General features: G+C 31.8%; 24 protein-coding genes and 1 pseudogene. 6 read left to right on the top strand and 19 right to left on the bottom strand.

Going from position 1 to position 20,038, the window contains the following annotated elements; all coding sequences use genetic code 11:
• The coding region (locus Q3V94_RS11655) for a UPF0236 family transposase-like protein (RefSeq protein ID WP_303527914.1) at positions 1-382 on the bottom strand (382 nt) is incomplete at its 3' end.
• Positions 383-494: 112 nt separating this feature from the next.
• The gene (locus Q3V94_RS11650) at positions 495-1,529 is read right to left on the bottom strand and encodes an HD-GYP domain-containing protein (protein ID WP_008908966.1); all 1,035 of its coding nucleotides are present in this window, start codon (positions 1,527-1,529) and stop codon (positions 495-497) included.
• 143 nt (positions 1,530-1,672) lie between these two features.
• Here Q3V94_RS11650 and splB point away from each other — a divergent pair, with 143 nt between their 5' ends.
• Positions 1,673-2,689 (top strand): spore photoproduct lyase, encoded by a 1,017-nt coding sequence (gene splB, locus Q3V94_RS11645; protein WP_303527912.1) that lies wholly within the window; start codon positions 1,673-1,675, stop codon positions 2,687-2,689.
• 9 nt (positions 2,690-2,698) lie between these two features.
• Here the strand turns inward: splB and Q3V94_RS11640 are convergent, their stop codons facing one another.
• The gene (locus Q3V94_RS11640; protein ID WP_303527911.1) at positions 2,699-3,958 is read right to left on the bottom strand and encodes an MFS transporter; all 1,260 of its coding nucleotides are present in this window, start codon (positions 3,956-3,958) and stop codon (positions 2,699-2,701) included.
• Positions 3,959-4,344: 386 nt separating this feature from the next.
• Here Q3V94_RS11640 and Q3V94_RS11635 point away from each other — a divergent pair, with 386 nt between their 5' ends.
• From Q3V94_RS11635 to Q3V94_RS11615, 5 genes are read left to right on the top strand one after another with little or no spacing between them, the layout of a single operon-like run.
• Complete coding sequence (locus Q3V94_RS11635) at positions 4,345-5,496, top strand: ABC transporter substrate-binding protein (protein WP_303527910.1); 1,152 nt, start codon at positions 4,345-4,347, stop codon at positions 5,494-5,496.
• A gap of 44 nt (positions 5,497-5,540) precedes the next feature.
• Positions 5,541-6,434, top strand: coding sequence for a branched-chain amino acid ABC transporter permease (locus Q3V94_RS11630; RefSeq protein ID WP_274767434.1), 894 nt, complete (start codon positions 5,541-5,543; stop codon positions 6,432-6,434).
• A gap of 3 nt (positions 6,435-6,437) precedes the next feature.
• Entirely contained in the window at positions 6,438-7,511 is a 1,074-nt protein-coding gene (locus tag Q3V94_RS11625) for a branched-chain amino acid ABC transporter permease (protein WP_303527909.1), read from the top strand.
• The gene (locus tag Q3V94_RS11620) at positions 7,492-8,262 is read left to right on the top strand and encodes an ABC transporter ATP-binding protein (RefSeq protein ID WP_274767432.1); all 771 of its coding nucleotides are present in this window, start codon (positions 7,492-7,494) and stop codon (positions 8,260-8,262) included. The genes Q3V94_RS11625 and Q3V94_RS11620 overlap by 20 nt, the downstream gene beginning before the upstream one ends.
• Positions 8,255-8,962, top strand: coding sequence for an ABC transporter ATP-binding protein (locus Q3V94_RS11615; RefSeq protein ID WP_274767431.1), 708 nt, complete (start codon positions 8,255-8,257; stop codon positions 8,960-8,962). Before Q3V94_RS11620 ends, Q3V94_RS11615 begins: the two co-directional genes overlap by 8 nt.
• A 45-nt stretch (positions 8,963-9,007) precedes the next feature.
• On the opposite strand, the gene Q3V94_RS11610 is transcribed toward Q3V94_RS11615, so the two are convergent.
• The 16 genes and pseudogenes from Q3V94_RS11610 to Q3V94_RS11535 all read right to left on the bottom strand — a co-directional run bounded on the left by Q3V94_RS11610 (position 9,008) and on the right by Q3V94_RS11535 (position 20,027).
• A complete protein-coding gene (locus Q3V94_RS11610; protein ID WP_008908963.1) occupies positions 9,008-9,496 on the bottom strand; it encodes a 4Fe-4S binding protein in 489 nt (162 codons plus the stop codon).
• A gap of 11 nt (positions 9,497-9,507) precedes the next feature.
• Positions 9,508-10,653 (bottom strand): NADH-quinone oxidoreductase subunit D, encoded by a 1,146-nt coding sequence (locus tag Q3V94_RS11605; RefSeq protein ID WP_008908962.1) that lies wholly within the window; start codon positions 10,651-10,653, stop codon positions 9,508-9,510.
• Positions 10,653-11,138, bottom strand: a complete 486-nt coding sequence (locus tag Q3V94_RS11600) for an NADH-quinone oxidoreductase subunit C (RefSeq protein ID WP_303527907.1) — start codon at positions 11,136-11,138, stop codon at positions 10,653-10,655. The genes Q3V94_RS11605 and Q3V94_RS11600 overlap by 1 nt, the downstream gene beginning before the upstream one ends.
• Positions 11,139-11,167: 29 nt before the next feature.
• Positions 11,168-11,650: pseudogene (gene nuoB, locus Q3V94_RS11595) on the bottom strand (NADH-quinone oxidoreductase subunit NuoB); the annotation flags it as partial.
• A gap of 116 nt (positions 11,651-11,766) precedes the next feature.
• Complete coding sequence (locus Q3V94_RS11590) at positions 11,767-12,651, bottom strand: respiratory chain complex I subunit 1 family protein (protein WP_303527906.1); 885 nt, start codon at positions 12,649-12,651, stop codon at positions 11,767-11,769.
• The gene (locus Q3V94_RS11585) at positions 12,648-14,522 is read right to left on the bottom strand and encodes a proton-conducting transporter membrane subunit (protein WP_303527904.1); all 1,875 of its coding nucleotides are present in this window, start codon (positions 14,520-14,522) and stop codon (positions 12,648-12,650) included. Before Q3V94_RS11585 ends, Q3V94_RS11590 begins: the two co-directional genes overlap by 4 nt.
• A 10-nt stretch (positions 14,523-14,532) precedes the next feature.
• Entirely contained in the window at positions 14,533-15,993 is a 1,461-nt protein-coding gene (locus tag Q3V94_RS11580; RefSeq protein WP_303527902.1) for a complex I subunit 5 family protein, read from the bottom strand.
• Entirely contained in the window at positions 15,990-16,352 is a 363-nt protein-coding gene (locus Q3V94_RS11575; RefSeq protein ID WP_008908956.1) for a sodium:proton antiporter, read from the bottom strand. The genes Q3V94_RS11580 and Q3V94_RS11575 overlap by 4 nt, the downstream gene beginning before the upstream one ends.
• Before the next feature lie 2 nt (positions 16,353-16,354).
• The gene (locus Q3V94_RS11570; RefSeq protein WP_008908955.1) at positions 16,355-17,098 is read right to left on the bottom strand and encodes an MnhB domain-containing protein; all 744 of its coding nucleotides are present in this window, start codon (positions 17,096-17,098) and stop codon (positions 16,355-16,357) included.
• Entirely contained in the window at positions 17,088-17,345 is a 258-nt protein-coding gene (locus tag Q3V94_RS11565; RefSeq protein WP_040306265.1) for a hydrogenase subunit MbhD domain-containing protein, read from the bottom strand. Before Q3V94_RS11565 ends, Q3V94_RS11570 begins: the two co-directional genes overlap by 11 nt.
• Entirely contained in the window at positions 17,335-17,649 is a 315-nt protein-coding gene (mnhG, locus tag Q3V94_RS11560; protein ID WP_008908953.1) for a monovalent cation/H(+) antiporter subunit G, read from the bottom strand. Before mnhG ends, Q3V94_RS11565 begins: the two co-directional genes overlap by 11 nt.
• Positions 17,650-17,651: 2 nt before the next feature.
• Positions 17,652-17,900 (bottom strand): monovalent cation/H+ antiporter complex subunit F, encoded by a 249-nt coding sequence (locus Q3V94_RS11555; protein ID WP_008908952.1) that lies wholly within the window; start codon positions 17,898-17,900, stop codon positions 17,652-17,654.
• Positions 17,897-18,373 carry a Na+/H+ antiporter subunit E gene (locus tag Q3V94_RS11550; RefSeq protein WP_040306263.1) on the bottom strand — a complete coding sequence of 159 codons (477 nt, stop codon included), beginning with the start codon at positions 18,371-18,373 and terminating at the stop codon, positions 17,897-17,899. Before Q3V94_RS11550 ends, Q3V94_RS11555 begins: the two co-directional genes overlap by 4 nt.
• On the bottom strand, positions 18,370-18,648 hold the full coding sequence (locus Q3V94_RS11545; protein WP_341350036.1) for a metalloregulator ArsR/SmtB family transcription factor: 279 nt from the start codon (positions 18,646-18,648) through the stop codon (positions 18,370-18,372). Before Q3V94_RS11545 ends, Q3V94_RS11550 begins: the two co-directional genes overlap by 4 nt.
• A 169-nt stretch (positions 18,649-18,817) precedes the next feature.
• A complete protein-coding gene (locus Q3V94_RS11540; protein ID WP_008908949.1) occupies positions 18,818-19,201 on the bottom strand; it encodes a desulfoferrodoxin in 384 nt (127 codons plus the stop codon).
• A 67-nt stretch (positions 19,202-19,268) separates the two neighbouring features.
• On the bottom strand, positions 19,269-20,027 hold the full coding sequence (locus tag Q3V94_RS11535) for an aminotransferase class IV (RefSeq protein WP_008908948.1): 759 nt from the start codon (positions 20,025-20,027) through the stop codon (positions 19,269-19,271).
• Between the last annotated feature and the right edge of the window lie 11 nt (positions 20,028-20,038).

Raw genomic sequence — 20,038 nt, 5'->3', positions numbered from 1 at the left:
CTACAAGCTTTATCTTTACTTCTTTATCTACCTTCTCATGTTTGCTTATCCCTATAATTTCATCAAGTAAATATCTATATTCCCCATTCTTCTTAGATTTGTAATACGTTCTTGCATATTCTATTTCGCCTAGCATTGTTACAATCTTTTTCTTGTCTTTCCTTTCTACTACCCATCCCTTTTTCCTTTTTTCATCTTCTTTAATCGTTTTATCTAATTCTTCTAAAAAGTCCTTTATTATGTTTGCTCCTAATTCATCAGTCATTTTTTTAACTACATCAACAAGTTTTGTTAGATCCCATTCTTTTGATATAGTTTCTTCAACATTTTTTATTAATTTAGTAGTGAAATTTATTAAATGTTGTTGTATAATATTATTCAAAAGAGACACCCCCTTATTGGTTTGTGTGTTTTTTCACTTTTATTTTATCACAGGGGTTGTCTCTTTTAAATTTTTTGTCTTTTTTCGTCCTACAATAATTTTACACTATGTTTTAATTTAATAATGAAACAATCTTAAGTTCCTTATTGCTTAAAAGATCAACATAGTCTGATCCTATTTTAACAATAGGATAAGAAATATTTCTTGGATTAATATATACAACTTGGCCAATGTCGCCATTGTTTAAAACCACATCTGTTCCGATATAATAATTAGAAATATTTTGTAGAAAGGTTAACATTATTTTTACATCAAACAATTCATAGCCATCCATTTCTATGATTTTAAATGCATCAAAGGGAGACATACGTCCCTTGTAAACCCTTTCTGAAGTAATGGCATCATAAACATCACAGATAGCTATAATCTTTGCATATAAAGGAATTTTGTCACCTCTAACCATCAGAGGATATCCTGAACCATTTTCCTTTTCATGATGCAAAAGTATAGCCTTTAAAATATCAAAAGAAAGTTTTTGACTTTCAAGAGCAATTTCATAACCATGAACAGGATGCTTTTTCATAACCTCAAATTCTTCATCGCTTAATTTACCTTTTTTATTTAAAATCTCCTCAGGTATTTTTACTTTTCCAATGTCATGAAGCACTGCAGCTTTAATTAAATCATCAATTTGTGTGCTTTTTAATCCCAACCATTTACCAAGAAGCATGCTATAGAAAGCAACATTTAAGCTATGGTTAAATGTATATTGATCAAAGGCTTTAAGGGTTGATAAAAACTTAATAATATTATCCTTTTGATCTATATGTTTTTTTATTTCATTAGAAATTTCTGCTACTAAGCTAAGATCCAATTTCTTACCTGCAGCAAGTTCGGTTAGAATATTTTTTACCGCATCAACATTTTTAGAGTATTCCTTTTTAAAGGCTATATAATCCATATTACCGTTTTCATTATCTTCATATATGTATATTTTTCGTATACCCATTTTAATTATCTTATCTATTAGGTACTTATTTAGAATCGTCCCTTCAGTTACAACAGTAGTTCCAGAGTCAGTAACAACATTAAGAGCTAATTTATCTCCTTCTCTGCAACTAAAAATGTCAACTACTCTTTTCCCCATACCCAGCAGCCTCCAAATAAAAATTCTCCTTATTTATTTAATTCTACAATTTCTCTTAAATTCCTTTCCAATTTTATATAATTTTTTATCATAACTTACATTATTTTATTATTTTTTTACAAAAATAATAATAGGTGATATATATGAAAAAATTTATTCCTTCTCAAATATTTGTTGAAAAGGAAGCTTTAAATTATGCTTTAACATACGAAATCCTAAAAAAAGCAGAAAACTTAAATATTCCAATAATTGAAGATAGCTTTAATAAAAAGACAAAAAATCTATCCGAGCAAGAATTTTTTGCATATTCCAAAAGAACAATAATCCTTGGTATAAGCAAAAATAAAAAGCTAGACTCCTGTAAGCCATCGGCAGACTTTCAATTTTCATTAGTTTCAGGCTGCCCCGGCACTTGTGAATACTGTTATCTTCAGACAAAGCATGCTGCTTCACCACATATTAAAATATTTGTAAACATAAATGAGATCCTTGATAACATTCAAGGGTATATAGATGAAAGCAAGCCCAATATTACCACCTTTGAACTTGCCAGCACCAGCGACCCTATATCAATAGAACATCTAACTGGTTCTGTTGCAAGAACAGTTGAATTTTTTTCAAAACAAGAATTCGGAAAGCTAAGATTAGTTACTAAATTTTCGAACATCGACTCATTATTAAACATAAATCATAACAAAAAAACTAAAATAAGGTTTAGCATAAATACTGATTATATTATTAAAACCTATGAACATAATACAGATAATCTGCAAGAAAGATTGGATGCCGCAGTAAAAATTCTTAAAGCAGATTATGACACAGGGTTTATAATTGCCCCGATTTTCATATATGATGGATGGAAAAAGGATTATGAAGATATGCTAATTAATTTATACAACAAATTAGATGGTTTTTCAAATAGCAATTTAACATTTGAACTAATCCAATATAGGTTTACACTAAAATCAAAAGATATAATACTTAAGCGTTTTCCTAAAACTAAACTTGATTTAAACGAGGAAACTAGATTAAAAAAATGGGGTCCCTATGGATATTATAAATATGTATATCCTAAAGAAATATCATCAGAAATAAAGCAGTATTTTTATGATAAGATAAAACAATATTTCCCTAATTCAACAATAGAATACTTTACGTAAAACTTAAGCCTAGCTTCGTTTGCTAGGCATGTATTCTTTTATATTTTTCACAACAAACGATATTCCATATGAAGCTAAATAAAAAATTAGACTCATCAAAAATGGTAAAGCAGGATTAATTTTATACAGCCATCCCGCAAAGTATCCTGCCGGGGCAGAAAACAATGAAATAAGGCCTTGACCAGCTGCGAAAATTTTAGCCCTTTCCTCTTCTCCAATTACATTGCTCCATAAGGTTTCCCTAAATGTTATTGTTATAATATTACCTGAAGCTGTTAGAATAGTGCTAAAAGCAAGTAATAGATAATTCTTAGGTTTTACTAACAAAAATATTAAAATTCCTAATCCATTTAATAGCAAACCTAAAGATAAACTACTTGCTTCGCCTTTTTGGGTCAGATACTTCATAAATAAAAAATATACAATTAAATAAACGATAGCCGAAAGTCCTGGAACTAATGATGTTAATGACTCTTTTATGCCTATGATATCCTTTAGATATATCGATTGATAAAATAAAAATGAATTCTGCAAATATGTAAATAGCATAATTAAAAATACTAGAAAAGTTAATTTATTTGTAAAAAAGTAAACCATAGCTTCTTTATAATCCGTAATCTTTTCACTTAAAGAAAGATTATGATGCTTTTTAATTAATTCCATGCCAATTCTAGTTTCAGTTGTCATTTTATTTCTTCCAACAAACATCAAAGTCATGCTAATAAATCCTAAAAAATATATCAACCTCATTGCTAATGTTATTCCAAATCTATTCACCAAAATCCCTGCTAAAGGTGCAAAAATACCGGAAGCTAAATTTATTATCATAATTAGGCTAAAAAAGTAAACCCTCTTATCTTCAATAGTATCCTCAATTGCAAGGCATGTCCATGAAGTATATGATATTTTATGTAATGAATTTAATAAAGCTGCCACTAAAAAGAACCAAAAATTTTGTGAAATTGCCCATATAAACATTACCAAACTCCAAGAGATTAAATCAAAAATAAGCGTAGTTTTTCTTCTGCCATATTTATCAGTTATTGGACCAGCAACAAAAGATGTTAAAATCATTAAAGCAGCTCCTATTGAATTTATTAAACCCATCTGAAGTTCATTTACACCTAAGCTTTTCATATATAATGGCTGATAAAAAAATATCATTCCACCAAATATAGCCCACATTGGTTCAAAAATAATACAAGCATAGGCATTGCCTTCTAAATTACCAAGAATTTTATATTTAAAATAATCTTTAATTTTTTTCATATCTATCATCCCCCAATCCCACAAACATTATATTCATATTATAACAAAATTAAAAATATTTTAACATTTATAACTTTAATAAAAGTAATAAAAAGCTCTATTTCAAATAATAATTGAATATAAGGCATCACAAAAATTAAAGTTAAATATTTGTAATACATCATTTATTGTTTATAATATACTATTGAAATAATTTATATTCTGAATTTTAATTTTCTATAAACTTTGATTGCATTTTTACTTAATTTTATATTAAAATTTAAATATAAGTGTTAATAAAATTCATTTTTTATAATATTTCTAAAATTATAAATTTTCGACATGTTTTTTAGATGTTTGAATCGAATATTCAAACATCTTTAGAAAAATTAAAAAGGGGGATGTTTATGAAAAAACTTCTTTCAGCCGCTCTATGTCTATTTTTACTTATTTCTCTTTTATCTGGATGTTCCAAACAATCAAGCTCCAACAACGACGTAATAAAGATTGGAGTATTTGAACCTATAACAGGGGCAAATGCTGCAGGTGGACAACTTGAGGTTGAAGGTGTAAAACTTGCTAACAAGCTATATCCAGAAGTTCTTGGTAAAAAGGTTGAACTCGTTATAGCCGACAATAAATCTGATAAAGTTGAAGCAGCAAATGCAGCAGCAAGATTAGTTGAACAAGAAAAGGTTACTGCAATCATTGGTAGTTGGGGCAGCTCCCTTTCAATGGCAGCTGGCGATATTGTCCGCAATGCAAAGATACCAGCTGTAGGTGCATCCTGCACAAATCCTTTAGTTACTAAAGGAAATAATTTTTATTTTAGAGTTTGTTTTATAGATCCATTCCAAGGAACTGTTATGGCTAATTATGCTTTCAAAAAACTTAATGCTAGAAAGGCTGCTATAATTCAAGAAGTTTCAAACGATTATGCAGTAGGTCTTGCTAAATTCTTCCAAGATGCCTTTAAAAAATTAACAGGCGACGAAAACTGCATAGTTGCAATAGCAAATTATAATACAGGTGACCAGGACTTCAGTGCTCAGCTAACAACAATAAAAGAAAAAAATCCTGATGTAATTTTTGCACCAGGTAATTTTACTGAGTCTGCATTAATAATCAAACAAGCACGCCAACTAGGAATTAAGACACCTTTCATCGGCGGGGATACTTGGGAGACACCTGAGTTTATAACAATAGGTGGAAGTGCAGTTGAAGGTGCTGTATTTTCAACATTCTTTACTTCAGAAAAGCCAATTACGAAAGAGTCTGAAAAGTTCTTAACAGAATACAGGAAAGAATACAATAAAGAACCTGCAGCCGTAACAGCATTAGGATATGATGCTTATATTTTGATACTCGATGCAATAAAAAGAGCTAACTCAACAGAACCAGAAAAAATAAGAGATGCTATAGCACAAACAAAAGGATTCGAAGGTGCTGCTGGAATAATAACTCTCGATGAAAATGGAGATGCTGTTAAAAATGCTGTTATTAAGGTTGTTAAGGACGGCAAATTCACTTATCTAGATACAATTGAACCAGAAAAATAAAAAAATCCCCCATTATTGGGGGATTTTTAGAAGGTGGTGTGTATATGGGTTTAGATACTTTTTTCCAACATCTTGCTAACGGTATTTCTCTTGGTAGTCTTTACGCTCTAATTGCAATTGGATATACAATGGTTTATGGAATATTAAGGCTAATAAATTTTGCCCATGGTGATATATTCATGATGGCAACTTATTTTGCCTTTTATACTATCTTAATATTCCACGTCCCATGGTATTTTTCATTCATCATTGCAATAGTATTTACATCATTATTAGGTATAAGTATTGAAGCTGCTGCGTATAAACCTTTGAGGGATGCTCCCAAAATATCTGTTTTAATATCTGCTATCGGTGCTTCATTTTTACTTGAAAATTTGGCAATAGTCCTTTTTGGAGGAGTTCCAAAACCCTTCCCAACCCCAAATATATTGACTGATATGGTAAATATTAAGGGAGTCATGATTCAAAAATTAACCTTCTATATTCCAATAATAACAATTGTATTACTTATAATCCTGGCTTATTTGATAAATAAAACAAAGAGTGGTATGGCTATGAGGGCCCTTTCAAAGGATATAGAAACATCAAAACTAATGGGTATAGATGTAAACAAAACAATTTCCTTTACCTTTGGTCTTGGGTCAGCTTTAGCTGCCGTCGGCGGTATTATGTGGGCTTTAAAATTCCCTCAAATACAACCGCTTATGGGAGTTATGCCAGGTCTTAAATGCTTCATTGCTGCTGTTATAGGAGGAATTGGTAATATTACAGGTGCAGTTATTGGGGGTTTTATTTTAGGTATTATTGAAATACTTTTAGTCGCTTTTCTGCCAAGTCTAACTGGTTATAGGGATGCAATAGCTTTTGTATTGCTTATATTAATTTTGCTGTTCAAACCTACTGGAATCATGGGAGAAAAAATTTCAGAGAAGGTGTGAAATATGAAAAAGAATATATTTAAAATTCTAATATTCTTGATTTTATATTTTCTTGTTATCGCAATTGCTCAGAATACCCTTGATGCATTTAAATTAAGAATATTAAATTTATGTGCTATATATACGATTTTGGGACTGAGCATGAATTTAATAAACGGTTTTACTGGGCAATTTTCACTTGGACATGCAGGTTTTATGGCAATAGGTGCCTATACAACTGCTCTTCTTACTATGAAACCAGAAGTAAAAGAACAAATATTTTATATGAAACCATTGATATACCCACTTAATTCTATCTCAATGCCATTTTTACCAGCTCTTTTAATAGGTGGAGTGTTGGCTGCAGTTGTAGGATATCTAATTGGAGCACCTGCATTAAAATTAAAAGGTGACTACCTTGCAATAGCAACTTTGGGCTTTTCTGAAATAATAAGGGTATTAATTACAAACGCCCAAAGCATAACTAATGGTGCATTAGGAATTAAAGGAATACCTTCATATACAAATCTATATTGGAGTTATGGCTTAGGGCTTATAACAGTAATATTTATGTTTAAGCTTATAAATTGTAGCTACGGTAGAGCCTTTAAAGCAATTAGAGAAGATGAAATAGCAGCTGAAAATATGGGAATTAATCTATTTAAACATAAAATAATGGCCTTCACGATAGGTTCCTTCTTAGCAGGAATTGGTGGAGGATTATTAGGAAATTTATTAGGAACGATTGATCCACTTATGTTTAGGTTCTTTTTAACTTTCAACATACTTTTAATTATAGTGCTTGGAGGTATGGGAAGTATTTCAGGAACTATAATAGCTGCCTTTGTAATAACAATAGCAGGTGAAGCCTTGCGTTTCTTGGATAAAGAAATAAATTTAATATTCGTTAGAATGCCAGGTATTCCTGGTCTTAGGATGGTTGTTTTTTCAGCTTTATTGATGATTGTAGTTTTATTCTATAGAAATGGATTATTGGGTAATGAAGAATTATCTTGGGATAAGATAAAAACTTTTTTCAAAAACATAAAAAAGCCTTTTAACAAAGGAGGTAACCTCCATGGCTCTGTTAAAAACTGATAAGGTTACAATGAAATTCGGAGGGCTTACTGCTGTAAAAGACTTTAACATAACAGTAAATAAAGGTCAAATTGTTGCTCTTATTGGACCAAATGGTGCCGGAAAAACAACTTGTTTTAATATAATTACAGGTGTGTATAGCCCTACTGAAGGCAAGGTATATTTTGACGAAAAAGATATAACTGGTCTAAGGCCGGATCAAATAACTAAATTAGGTATCGCTAGAACCTTTCAAAACATAAGGCTTTTTAAAAACTTAAGTGTTCTTGATAATGTTTTAATAGCTAATCACCTTCATATAAAATCTAATATTTTTGAAGCTGTTTTAAACTTAAGTAAATACATAAAAGAAGAAAGGAATATGATAGATAATTCATTGGAATTATTAAAAATGCTAGGACTAGAGAAATATAAAAATGAAAAGGCAAGCTCACTCCCATATGGGTTACAAAGAAGATTGGAAATAGCAAGAGCACTTGCCACAAATCCTAAACTTCTTCTCCTTGATGAGCCTGCAGCTGGAATGAATCCTAAAGAAACAGAAGAATTGAATGAATTTATATTAAATATTAAAGAGAAATTCTCTTTAACTGTCCTTTTAATAGAGCATCACATGCAGGTAGTTATGGGTATATCAGAAAAAATATATGTTTTAGATTATGGGACAACCATAGCAGAAGGAACTCCAAATGAAATTCAGAATAACCCTAAAGTTATTGAGGCTTATTTGGGGGTGAGTGAAGGTGCTTAAAATAGAAAATCTTTGTGTAAACTATGGTGGAATTGAAGCTTTAAAGGGAATTAATTTTGAGGTTAAGGAAGGTCAAATAGTTACCCTTATTGGTGCTAATGGTGCAGGCAAAAGCACTACTCTTCGAGCAATAGTAGGATTGGTCAAATCAAGATCAGGTAACATCTACTTTAATGATATTAACCTCTTAAAACTGAATACCCAAGAGATAGTAAGAAGGGGTATAACGTTAGTTCCGGAAGGAAGAAGAATATTCCCTAACTTAACGGTATTAGAAAATTTAAAAATTGGAGCCTTTATAAGGAATGATAAAGAAATAGATAATGATATTAAATGGGTCTTTGAGCTTTTTCCAAGGCTTAAAGAAAGAACATGGCAGCTTGCTGGAACGCTTTCAGGTGGTGAACAACAAATGCTTGCTGTCGGTAGAGCCCTTATGTCAAGGCCTAAACTATTAATGATGGACGAACCGTCCTTAGGTCTTGCCCCTATAATCGTTAAGGAAATATTCGAAATAATCAAAGAAATAAGAAAGCAAGGGGTAACGATACTTTTAATTGAGCAGAATGCCAATGCTGCCTTAAAAATTGCCGACTATGGATATGTTCTTGAAACAGGTAAAATAACAATGCAAGGTTCTGGAAATGAATTGCTTCAAAATGAAGAAGTTAAAACTGCATACCTTGGTAAAACAAGCTAAAGGAGAGATAAAGGGCTGTCTTTAATAAACAGCCCTTTTTAAACCCTAACCTAACACCTTTTTAGCTTTTCCAGTATTATATCCAATGTCATCTCCTAGTTTTTCATCCGGCATTATTCTGAATTTATCTTTTACAAATTCAACCTCATCTTTAGCTGATAATGATTTTACTGTCTTGATTTTATAAATATAATGTCTTGACATTTTAAGTGAATTTGTTGGACAAACATCCACACAAAAGGCACAGAAGCTGCATCTGCCATAATCAACTACAGGCTTTTTTATTGCTCTGCCTTGTTCGTTTTGTCCAATTATCTTCATTTCTATTGCATCAAAGGGACATATTCTTTGACAGGCTGCACATCCAACGCATTTTTCCAAATCATTTGTATGAAGTCCCCTATAATTCGGTGAAACTCCTTCCTTTGGGAAAACCCTTAAAATTTCCTTTGGATATTTTATTGTCATAGGTCTTTTAAAGAGATTTTTAAGGGTTGTCAAAGGAGAATACACGCTCTTATCTCCTAATGCCATAGTTTTCCCTCCTACTTATCTATATCAGGTGGACAAATCGCTAACGAACCCATCCATGCCGCAACATCATCTATCTTCATTTTTGGGAGATGTTTTTGTGCAAGTAAAAGTCCTGCTGGAAGTGATGGACCTCTTACTGCAACTCTATAGGGCTTCATTCCCCCATCAGAAACCACATAATATCCAAATTCTCCCTTTGAGGATTCAACTTTAGCATAGGCTTCACCTTTTGGAACCTTTAACATAGCTAAATTACCAAGGTTCAGCCTTACTTCGCCTTCAGGCATAAGCTTTAATGCTTGTCTAATTAACTTTATTGTTTCCTCGAATTCAATTCTAACTTGAACCGCTCTAGTTAATGCATCTCCACCTTCTTGTATTATTACTTTTACATCAAGATACGCATAAGCTGCATAAGGGTCATCAACCCTTACATCATACGGATTGCCCGAAGCTCTTAAATTTGGACCTGTAAGGCCAAATCTTACGGCATCTTCCTTTGATACATAGCCAAGTCCCTTCAATCTTTTATGGACAATTGGGTTCTCAAATAAAATCTTATCGTATTCTATTAATCTTTTTTCAAGATGATCAAGAACTTTATTTAATCTATCCACCCATCCTTCAGGCAAATCATTTCTTACTCCTCCAGGGATATTGAATATATGATAAATTCTTCCTCCTGTAAGCCATTCAAAAAGATCAAGAATCAAATCTCTATCAGCAGTCATAATATACATCGGAGTATAAAGCCCAAGTGCTGCGCCTAAAGCTCCCATTCCCATAAGGAAAGAAGTTAATCTGCTCATCTCAAGGGTAATTGTTCTTATGAATTTTGCTCTGTCAGGGATCTCAATTCCCATAATTTTTTCTATTGCTGTGCAGTAAGCAACTTCATTAGGATCAGGATCAACTACGCATATTCTTGGAACAAGTGCAATGTTTTGAACCCAAAGTTTTTGTTCCATCAACTTTTCAAATCCTCTATGGAGCTGTCCTGCATTAGGTCTTACCTTTACTATTTCTGTTCCAATCATCTCAAGAACATACCCAAAATTACCATGCATTCCAGGATGATTTGGGCCAAAGAAAAGCTCATAAACAGCTAAATCATCCTTTTCAGCTATTTTAGTTAGCATATAAGATGGCGCATCCATTACTTGTCACCTCCATTTGGCTTAGCATCAAAAAGCCTAATTGAAAATTCCCTTGTGTCAAAATCCTTCCTTAGCGGTGGAATATCCAGCCAATTTTCAAGGAAAAGAGGTGACAAATCCTTATTTCCTTCAAATACTATGCCAAAGAATTCATGAACCTCTTGTTCATAAAATTGAGCCTGTTCCCATAGATCAACTATCGTTGGTATTTTTGGATCATTCCTATCTATTCTAACCTTATTTAATACATGAACTTTATTAGTATATGACCAAACATGATAAACAAGTTCAAATTCGCCTTCATCTATAAAATCAACTGCATTTATAAAGGAAAGATGGTCAAATCCAATTGATTTTAAGTATACAAGATGATTTATTAAGTTTTCCTTATTTACAATCACACTTATTTGTGTAGGATAAAGGTCATTAACCTCAAGACCTCTTTGTTTTAATAAATCTATTATTTCTTCTTTGCTAAGCTTCATAATTTCCCTCCAATTTCATTATTGGGTAATTATTCAATGCTTGTTGCTGCTTCTTCATTTTGAATTAATTTTTCACCCAATATAGGATAAGTTTTTCTTAATACCCTATCCTGATTTGCCTTATAATACTCATAATTTTCCTTATACTTTTTGTATGCCCCAGCTTCTCCCGATTGAATCATCTTCATAAGCGTTTGTAGTGCATCCATAACAGCTTCTGGTCTTGGCATGCATCCTGATACTGTTATATCCACTGGAATATACTCTGCTAAATTCGTAATTGTATTATATGAATCCCAATAAATTCCACCATTAACTGTGCATGATCCAAATGCTAAAACCCATTTAGGTTCTGGCATTTGTTCATAGGTTCTTATAATTCTTTTTAATGTTTTAACAGAAACATACCCTGTAACAAGAAGAACATCTGCTTGTCTTGGCGTTGCCATAGGTCCTATACCAAATCTTTCAACATCCCACCTGGATGTCATAGTTGGTGGTAACTCCACCGCACCACAGCCCGTTCAGTAGTGAAGCATCCATATAGACCTTTGCCTAAAGAAATCTATTACATTTTCAATACAACTTCTTTTCTTTTCAACCTTTAATTCTTCCATGGTATCGCCTCCTAGAATACTATCAAAACAAGCTGAAGTAATGCTATGCTCATAGGAACTGTCCAAAGGAACTTTACAGCTTGTTCAATCTTAAATCTTGGGAAAACCGCCTCTATTATAACAGTAATAAGATATATTTCAAATTGTTTTAAAACAAATGTAAATATATTTGAAGCTCCTCCCATAAATAGATTTACAATTATTGCAGTTTCTACGAATATTGAAACCGCATGGGTTAAAAAGGCCAAACCTAAATATTTACCGCTAAGTTCAACCATAGGCCCTGATGCAATTTCTGCAGGTGCTATCATAGCATCAAAGGGCTTTTCTCCCATCATAGCTTGAAGTGCAATTTCTGCAGCTATAAATCCCAACGGGAATTTAATCATATTCCAATTTAAAATTGAGCCTGCTTGGCTGTTTGCAATAAGTTCTAAAGACGATGTCCCATTAATTATTATCAGCCCTAGCATAACTGTAAAAAATGGAACCTCATAGCCTAACATCATGGTAAGAGCACGGGATACTCCAATTGTAGCATTAGGATTTCCGCTTGCTGCTACAGCCATCGCCATACCAAGATAACCTATTGCCATAAGATACATAATAACTATAAGGTTAGAACTTGTTTTTATAGCTGTATGCCCAGCAATTGGGACAAAAAGCATTGTTGCAACAAGTCCAGCAAGGGACATTACCATTCCAAGGTCCATAACAAAATTATGTGTAATTGATTTTCTTGAAAATAATTTACCTACGTCTAAAAATGCTTGATAAAATGGTGGTCCAAGTCTTAATTGAATTCTTGCAATAATCTTTCTACCAATACCCATAAAGAGAAGTCCTATAAATATTGCAAAGAAACCAAACAAAAATACTCTTAAAACTTCTATCATAAAATCCAACCTCCTAGTATTAGTAGGAGAACACCAATACTAAAGAGCAATACTGCTCCTTCTCCTCTTCTAAATAATCCTTGAACTGTAGCACTCATATACTCAAAATTTCTTCCTATGCTTGCAAAAAATCCGTCGATGGATATTTTTTCAAGCAATGGTTCAAACATTTCCTTAAATGGTTGGTAAAATGAATATGAATAATTGAATCTATCAGCATTTACTCCCCATTCCTCTGGATATTCGCCACCAGTATAATTGTCCTCCTGTGGGACTGTTTCTGATTTATTTCCAAGAATATACATTATTGCTGAAATTACAAAACCTCCAAGGAAGATTAAGAATACCACGGTTAAGTCTATCGTCGAATTTTTAAGTGCTCCCTCAAGACTTGTCCATGAGGCAATATTAACATTATATCCAACCGCTTTTAAAGCTGTTGTTAATGGTTTCATAACAACTCCTGGAACTACTCCAATTAAAAGCATCCCAATCATCATAATTATCATAGGAATTAGCATTGTTAACGGAACTTCCTTAATATCCTTAAATCTATCTGGAAGTTGCCCTAGAAATATTGAAGCTAATGCTCTAAATAGATACATAAATGCACCAGTTGATGCAAATATCATTGCAATAGCAAAAATAATCATTTTTTGTGACATGAGAGCCTGTATTATCATCCATTTTGATCCAAATCCATTTAGAGGAGGAATTCCAGCTGCTGCAATAATTCCTAATAAGAATGTTAAGAAAGTTATAGGCATTCTATATACAAGCCCACCAAGTTTATGCATTTCGCTTTCGCCAGTTCTAAAAATTACCGCCGCAAGAGTTAAAAATATAGCTGCCTTTAAAACCATATGATTTACTGCATGAAAAAGAGCTCCTTCAAATCCAACAATATTCATTGATGCAAATCCTAATAATATATATCCCATATTAGCTACAGATGAGTAAGCAAATAGCTTTTTCATATCAGTTTGGAATATAGCTAAGATAGTTCCTAATACAGCACTAATGGCACCTAAATATCCAACGAAATATTGAATCCAGTTTGCAGTATTTAAAATCTTTGATAAGTCTAAACTTCCAACAACAGGAACAATAAACATTGCTATTGGGTAAATTCCGTATTTAATCATAACTGAAGACATGAAAGTTATATAATCTTCTGGTCCAACAGCATAAACTTTAGATGGCCACATGTAAAATGGGAAAATAGCCGATTTAATAAAAAAGGCAAACAATAGTAACATAATAGCTGCTATTGATAAAGCTTTTTCAGAATAGAAAACTTGAACTAATCCATAAGCCGAAGCAAATATTTCAAAGGAACCTGTAAGAGCACCTAACAATATTATTCCGATCAACATTGAAGAAGCACCAAGTAAAGATAAAACAAGGTAATACTTAGCCTCATTTAAAGCTTTATCTCTACCATTAGTTATGGCAAAGAAGGATGTCCATCCCATAAGTTCCCACATCATAAAAAACGTAATCCAATCTGCAGCAAAGAAAATTCCAAGATTAGAAAATATTATAAGCATCCAAATCGGTGCTACGTTTTCCTTTGTTTTTTGATTAAATCCAAGTGAAAAAACAGAAATTACAAGAGTTATGACAGCTGAAAAAAAGGCAAAATACCATCCAAGTGGATTATTGGAAAGTGTAAAACTTAACTTTGCTCCAAACAATTCATAGTTTGTATATATTGTTTTTTCTATTTCCCACTTCCCAAACAAAGTCCAAAGTTTTAATAAAATATATAAATTTGAAATTAAAAATAGAGGCCAAACAACCTTCTTATTTCTAATGAATATAGCTAATAAAAATGCTGTCACAAGAGGAATGATAAAGATTTCCACCATATTCCCTACCTCACTTCAATGATAAAATTAATTTAATATATTTTTCAGGGGACTTTATTTCATCCATCAAAAACGAAATAATATTTTCAAATGAATCTGGGTTAATTCCAATAAATAAAATTACTAACGCTAAGATCATAGGCAATAAACAATAAACTCTTGATATCCTTCCTTCCCTTTCATGTCCTTGGCTAAAAAATGTGTGGGAAATCCTAAGATAATATACTCCTTCTATGACCGACGCTATTAAAATTAATACAGCTCCGATCAATTCAAGTTTACCAGAAAAAATCGCATTTCCTATGATAGAAATTTTACCCCAAAATCCTGCGAAAAATGGAATACCCATAAGGCTTAAAGCTGAAATAGTAAAGGAAATTGCTAAAACAGGATATCTTCTTCCTAGTCCCTTCATATCTAGGTAGTTTGTACTTCCTGAAACTTTCGAAAATTCATTTACTGTTAAAAACATTACAAATTTAGCAAGATAATTTGATATAACGATATAGAGAACCCCTTTCAAGGCATCAAAGCTTCCTAAACTAATTCCAAACAAAACTATTCCAAGTTGAGCCATTGATGAAAAAGCTAAAATCTTTTTCATATTTTTTTCCGTTAAAGCACCAATTTCTCCGATAATAACCGTAACAAAAGCAAATAACATTAAAATAGATGATAAATTCCCACTTAAAGTTAACTTCCCTGTTTCTTTAGAAAAAACCATTAAAAGTATTCTTAAAACTCCATATATTCCAGCTGTTCCAAGCATTCCATGAATAAAAAGATTTACAGAAGTCTTAGAAGCTTCATAGGCCTTTACAACCCACATATTAAATGGGAATATTTTTAGTTCAACTAATAGGCTCGATATATATAGGATTAAAATTAAACTTAAAGATGCTTCATTTAGATTATTTACCTTATTGGCTATATCGGCAAAATTCAAAGTCCCAAGTGTTTTATATATAAGCCCAATGGCTGCTAAGCTAAATATTGATGCAGTAGACGATAAGATTAAATATTTTAATGCTGCACCCGTCGATAGCCTGTCTCTTTTATATGATATAAGGCCTGCCACTGCAAAGGTTGAAAGCTCTATAAATAAGAAAAAATTAAATAGATCTCCAGTTAAAACAATTCCATTTGTTGAAGATAAAAGAACAAAATAAAATGAATAAAATTGATATTCCATTATTTCTCTTACTGACGTTAACGCTAATAAAGCTGCAACATTTACCAATACTAAAAAGAATATAGTCAAATCAGTTACAGCAAAATTTATGCCATAAGGTGCTCTCCATCCTCCAATTGCAACATTAAAAGGAATTTTCCCGCTAAATAGAATCAATATTGAAAAGATAATATTAAATAATGTCACTATATATGCTAATATCTTATCGTTCTTTCCCAAAAACAAAGATAAAAATGCTGCAATAAGAGGGATTACTATTAAAAAAACTATACTATTCATATATTAACCCCCTCTTCTTCCTCTGATGCTCTAATTGATAATGAGTTGTGATTATATCTATATCTTATTGCAAGAGCTAAAGAAAAGGCTGTTGTTCCAAGGCCAATTACAATTGAAGTTAGAACTAAAGCCTGCGGAACAGGGTCAACCATCTTTGTAAGATTCATTATGCTTTCATTTGAAGTTAAAATTGGGACAATCCCATTTTCAACATAACCAAAGGCAACCAAAAGAAGGTTGATTCCAGTCTCCATTATGTTTAATGCTATCAATATTTTTACTATATTTTTTCTCGTTAAAACTCCAAATAATCCTATAAACAACAATGAAATAGAAGATAAAATAAATAGTTGTGCCATAATCAACACTCCTCATAAAATTCAAAATAAATATTTGAAAGTTCAGCTGCAACTTTAAAGGCTATAAGACCATAAAATATTGGAATCAATCCTGCAGAAAATAAATCACCTATTCTATCATTCAATATAAAATTCTGAAAGAAATTACCGGTTATTACAAAGCTTGCAATTCCTAAACTAAATATCGAGATTCCAGCTACTGCTTCAATTATTTTTAATGTCTTTTGACTTAGTGTTTTTCTGCCTGCTAAAACTCCAATTAATACTGCAGTAGATATTATAGCCCCCGCTGGGAATCCACCACCTGGTGAAAGATGCCCATTTACAAACATATATCCTCCAATCATTAGCATTAAAATCATAAGAATAGGTGCCCATCTGTTTAAAATAGTTGTAGGTTTTATGATCTTTCTTTTATCCTTTGGAATCACAAAACCAAAACCTAATATCGTTACAAATAAAACTATAACTTCAAGGGTCGTATCAAACAATCTATAATCAACAACAACCGAAGTTACTATATTAGCAGAAGTATTTTCAGCAGTCCCTCCCCAAACATATTTACTCTCTTCTTTAATAACGTTTTTGTTCATAAACCTGTCGGCAACCCTCATCTGAGGAGTAATATTATCGGTTATTTTTATTCCTTTTCCTGTATCCATTGAAACTTTATAAATATAAAATCCAATTACTGAAAGGATAAGTAGAGCAACTATATTTATAAATAATGACCTTTCATCTCTCATCTTTCCTATCCTCCAATTTCTTATAAGTGAATATAAAAAGTGCAGTTGTAATTCCTGAGCCTATAGCAGCTTCTGTTATAGCCACATCAGGTGCCTGCATCAATAGGAACATTACTGAGGAAGACAATGAAACTATACCAAAAACAACTATTGCTTTAAATAAATCATCCGTTAAAAGCGCCCATAAAGAGCCAAAAGCCATAATAAAAGCAATTATTAAACCTAAGTAATACACTCTATTCACCATCCTTTAAAAAGGCATTTTCCTTCAAATAGAAATTTCCCTTATTGCGTCTAAGTGCTGCTTTACAAATAGCATGGGATGCTATTGGTGAAGAAAACAAGAAAAACAGTGCCATTATTATAAGCTTTGGAACCCATTCAGGTTTTAAAATAGAAAATCCTACAAATAATGAAACAATACCTAAAGTTGATGCTTTGGTTCCAGCTTGAGATTGATTTAATGCATCTGGCATTCTATAAATTCCAAGACCTGCCAAGAACAAGAACACCGCTCCAATTAAACAAAATATCCATCCTAAAATCTCCATAATCAAATTCCTCCCTCAAGGTATCGAGCAATTGCAACAACTCCAACAAAGGATAGAAGTCCATAAACTAGCGCTACATCCAATAACAAACTATTATCATTGGTAAAGGAAAAAATAACAATTATAGCAGAGGTTATAGTTGTTAAAACATCGATTGCAACTACTCTACTTTCTATTGACTTTCCCTTAATCAACCTAAAAATTCCAAGGACCATCCCAAGTAAAGATAAAACTAATATAAATGTAATCATTCTTCAAAAGCCTCCTTTAACAACCTTTCAAAGGGCCCTTTAAGATCTTCAATATTTGCTACCTTGTCCCCCTCAACCACATGAATAAACAAAGAATCATCCACAAGCTCTACGGAAATTGTTCCAGGGGTTAGGGTTATAGAATTAGCCAAAATGGCCTTTGCAATAGGTGACTTTAACTCAGTTTTTAACTTTAAAACTTTTGGAGATATAGGTAATGAAGGAGTCAATACAATTTTGGCCATATTAAGATTTGCCTTTACTAATTCAACCAAGAACACCAAAAAATATTTAAAAAGATAAAACAAAGTTTTTAACTTAAATTTTTTTGCATCTTTATTGTAAAATATAGTAAGCAAAGAAATGCAGAAAGATAAAATAGTCCCAAATACGACTTCTTGGTTACTTAACGGATAACTTAGGGCTGTCCATATTAAGAACATACTAAGAAAAGTTAAAATAAAATTTATCAAAGATCAGCACCTCCAACAAAATAGGAATCAAAATTTTTAATGTCAAACATGCTTTTTAAAATTTCAACTACTTTTTGATCAACGATAGAATAGATTATTTCAAGTCCATTTCTGTTGCCCTCTATTATTCCTGCACCTTTCAAAATACCAAGCTGTTGGGAAACGGTTGATTGCGGAAGATCAAGGCACTTTTGAATTTTGGTTACATTTGAATTACCCTTCAAAAGGCAAATCAATATAGATACCCGAATCGGGTTCCCTAATATTTTAAACAATTCTGAAACTTTTGTAATATTCTTATCGTGTATTATACCTATACCCCCTTTATGTATTTTTATATTATAATATTACAATATAATGCTAATAATTTCAATAAAAATCAAAAGTTTATTTTTTAACATAACAAAAAATATAAATGGCGGGAATCATTCCCGCCTAATTTATTTATCCCATTATGCTCTTCCATAAACCGTGAAGATTACAATATTCCCTTGCAAACATATTCTCTCCCTCAATAGGGAAGAAGGCTTCGGGTTTATCCCCTGGTTTTAGATATCTTCTGAAAACTTTATCATCAACATGAAGTTCTATCCATTCTATATAGTGTTTTTCCTCCATAGGATGTTCTATGCTTCCGACCTTAACTAAAACTCCACCTTCAACCTTTTCAATAACCGGAATATGCTTTTCTGTTGAAGCTTCTACTGTGTTTTCATTTAAAAGTTTCATCGGCTTTCCGCAGCAAACAAGCTGCCCAGCTCCAGCATGTAAAACCTCAACTATGTTTCCACAAATTTCACATTTGTAAACTTCCTTTAAATTGGCCATAATATAGCCCCCTTTGGAAAATTATTTTCTTTAAATATATTTTATCACAAATTTTATAATTTGCAAGTCAAAACATCCAACTTCTCCAGAATTTTTTGAATTTTATAATTAATTCAATGATAGACCTACCGTTATAAAAAACATCATCAATCTGCTTTACAGGCATGATTCCTATAACTGAATTGGTTAAAAAACATTCATCAAAATTACTAATATTATTATAACCAATAAATGTTTTATTTATTCTATATCCCTTTGAGCTTAAAAAGCGTATAATATTATCCCTCATAATCCCCTTTAGAATTCCGCTTCTTAAATGAGGAGTATAAATTTCATTATCCTTTACAAAAAAAATGTTAGCATAAGAGGTCTCACATATATAACCCTTTTCATTCAAAAAAAGTGCAGTATCATACCCTTCTTTTTTTGCCCTAACATCCTCTATGTAATTAACTCCATAATTAAAGGTTTTTATATAATTAAATATATTATTTTTACCCTTTATTATATTAGAGGTTCTCAATTTTAATCCCTGTTTAAACATATTATTTGTATAATTTGGTAATCTGTATGAAATATTAATTTGTTTATTATAATATACAACCTTTAAAACTCCTTCGCTACATGCTAACTTAGCTACATAATCATATAAGGCTTTGCTAAACTCACTTAAATTAACGTCAAAATCAATTTTTAAGATATTATGGGCCCTTTTCAACCTTTTAAAATGTTTATCTACATCCTCTATTTCGTTATTATTAAAATACAAAGTTTCAAATGGCATTAGCCCAAATGAAATATTCTTTTCAAAAATATCTATGTCCATATATTCATCTC

It is taken from the genome of Caloramator sp. CAR-1, from assembly GCF_030546345.1.
Lineage (GTDB): Bacteria > Bacillota > Clostridia > Clostridiales > Caloramatoraceae > Caloramator > Caloramator australicus.
Note: the sequence above shows the minus strand (reverse complement) of the source record. Positions and strands in the feature narration are given on the sequence as shown.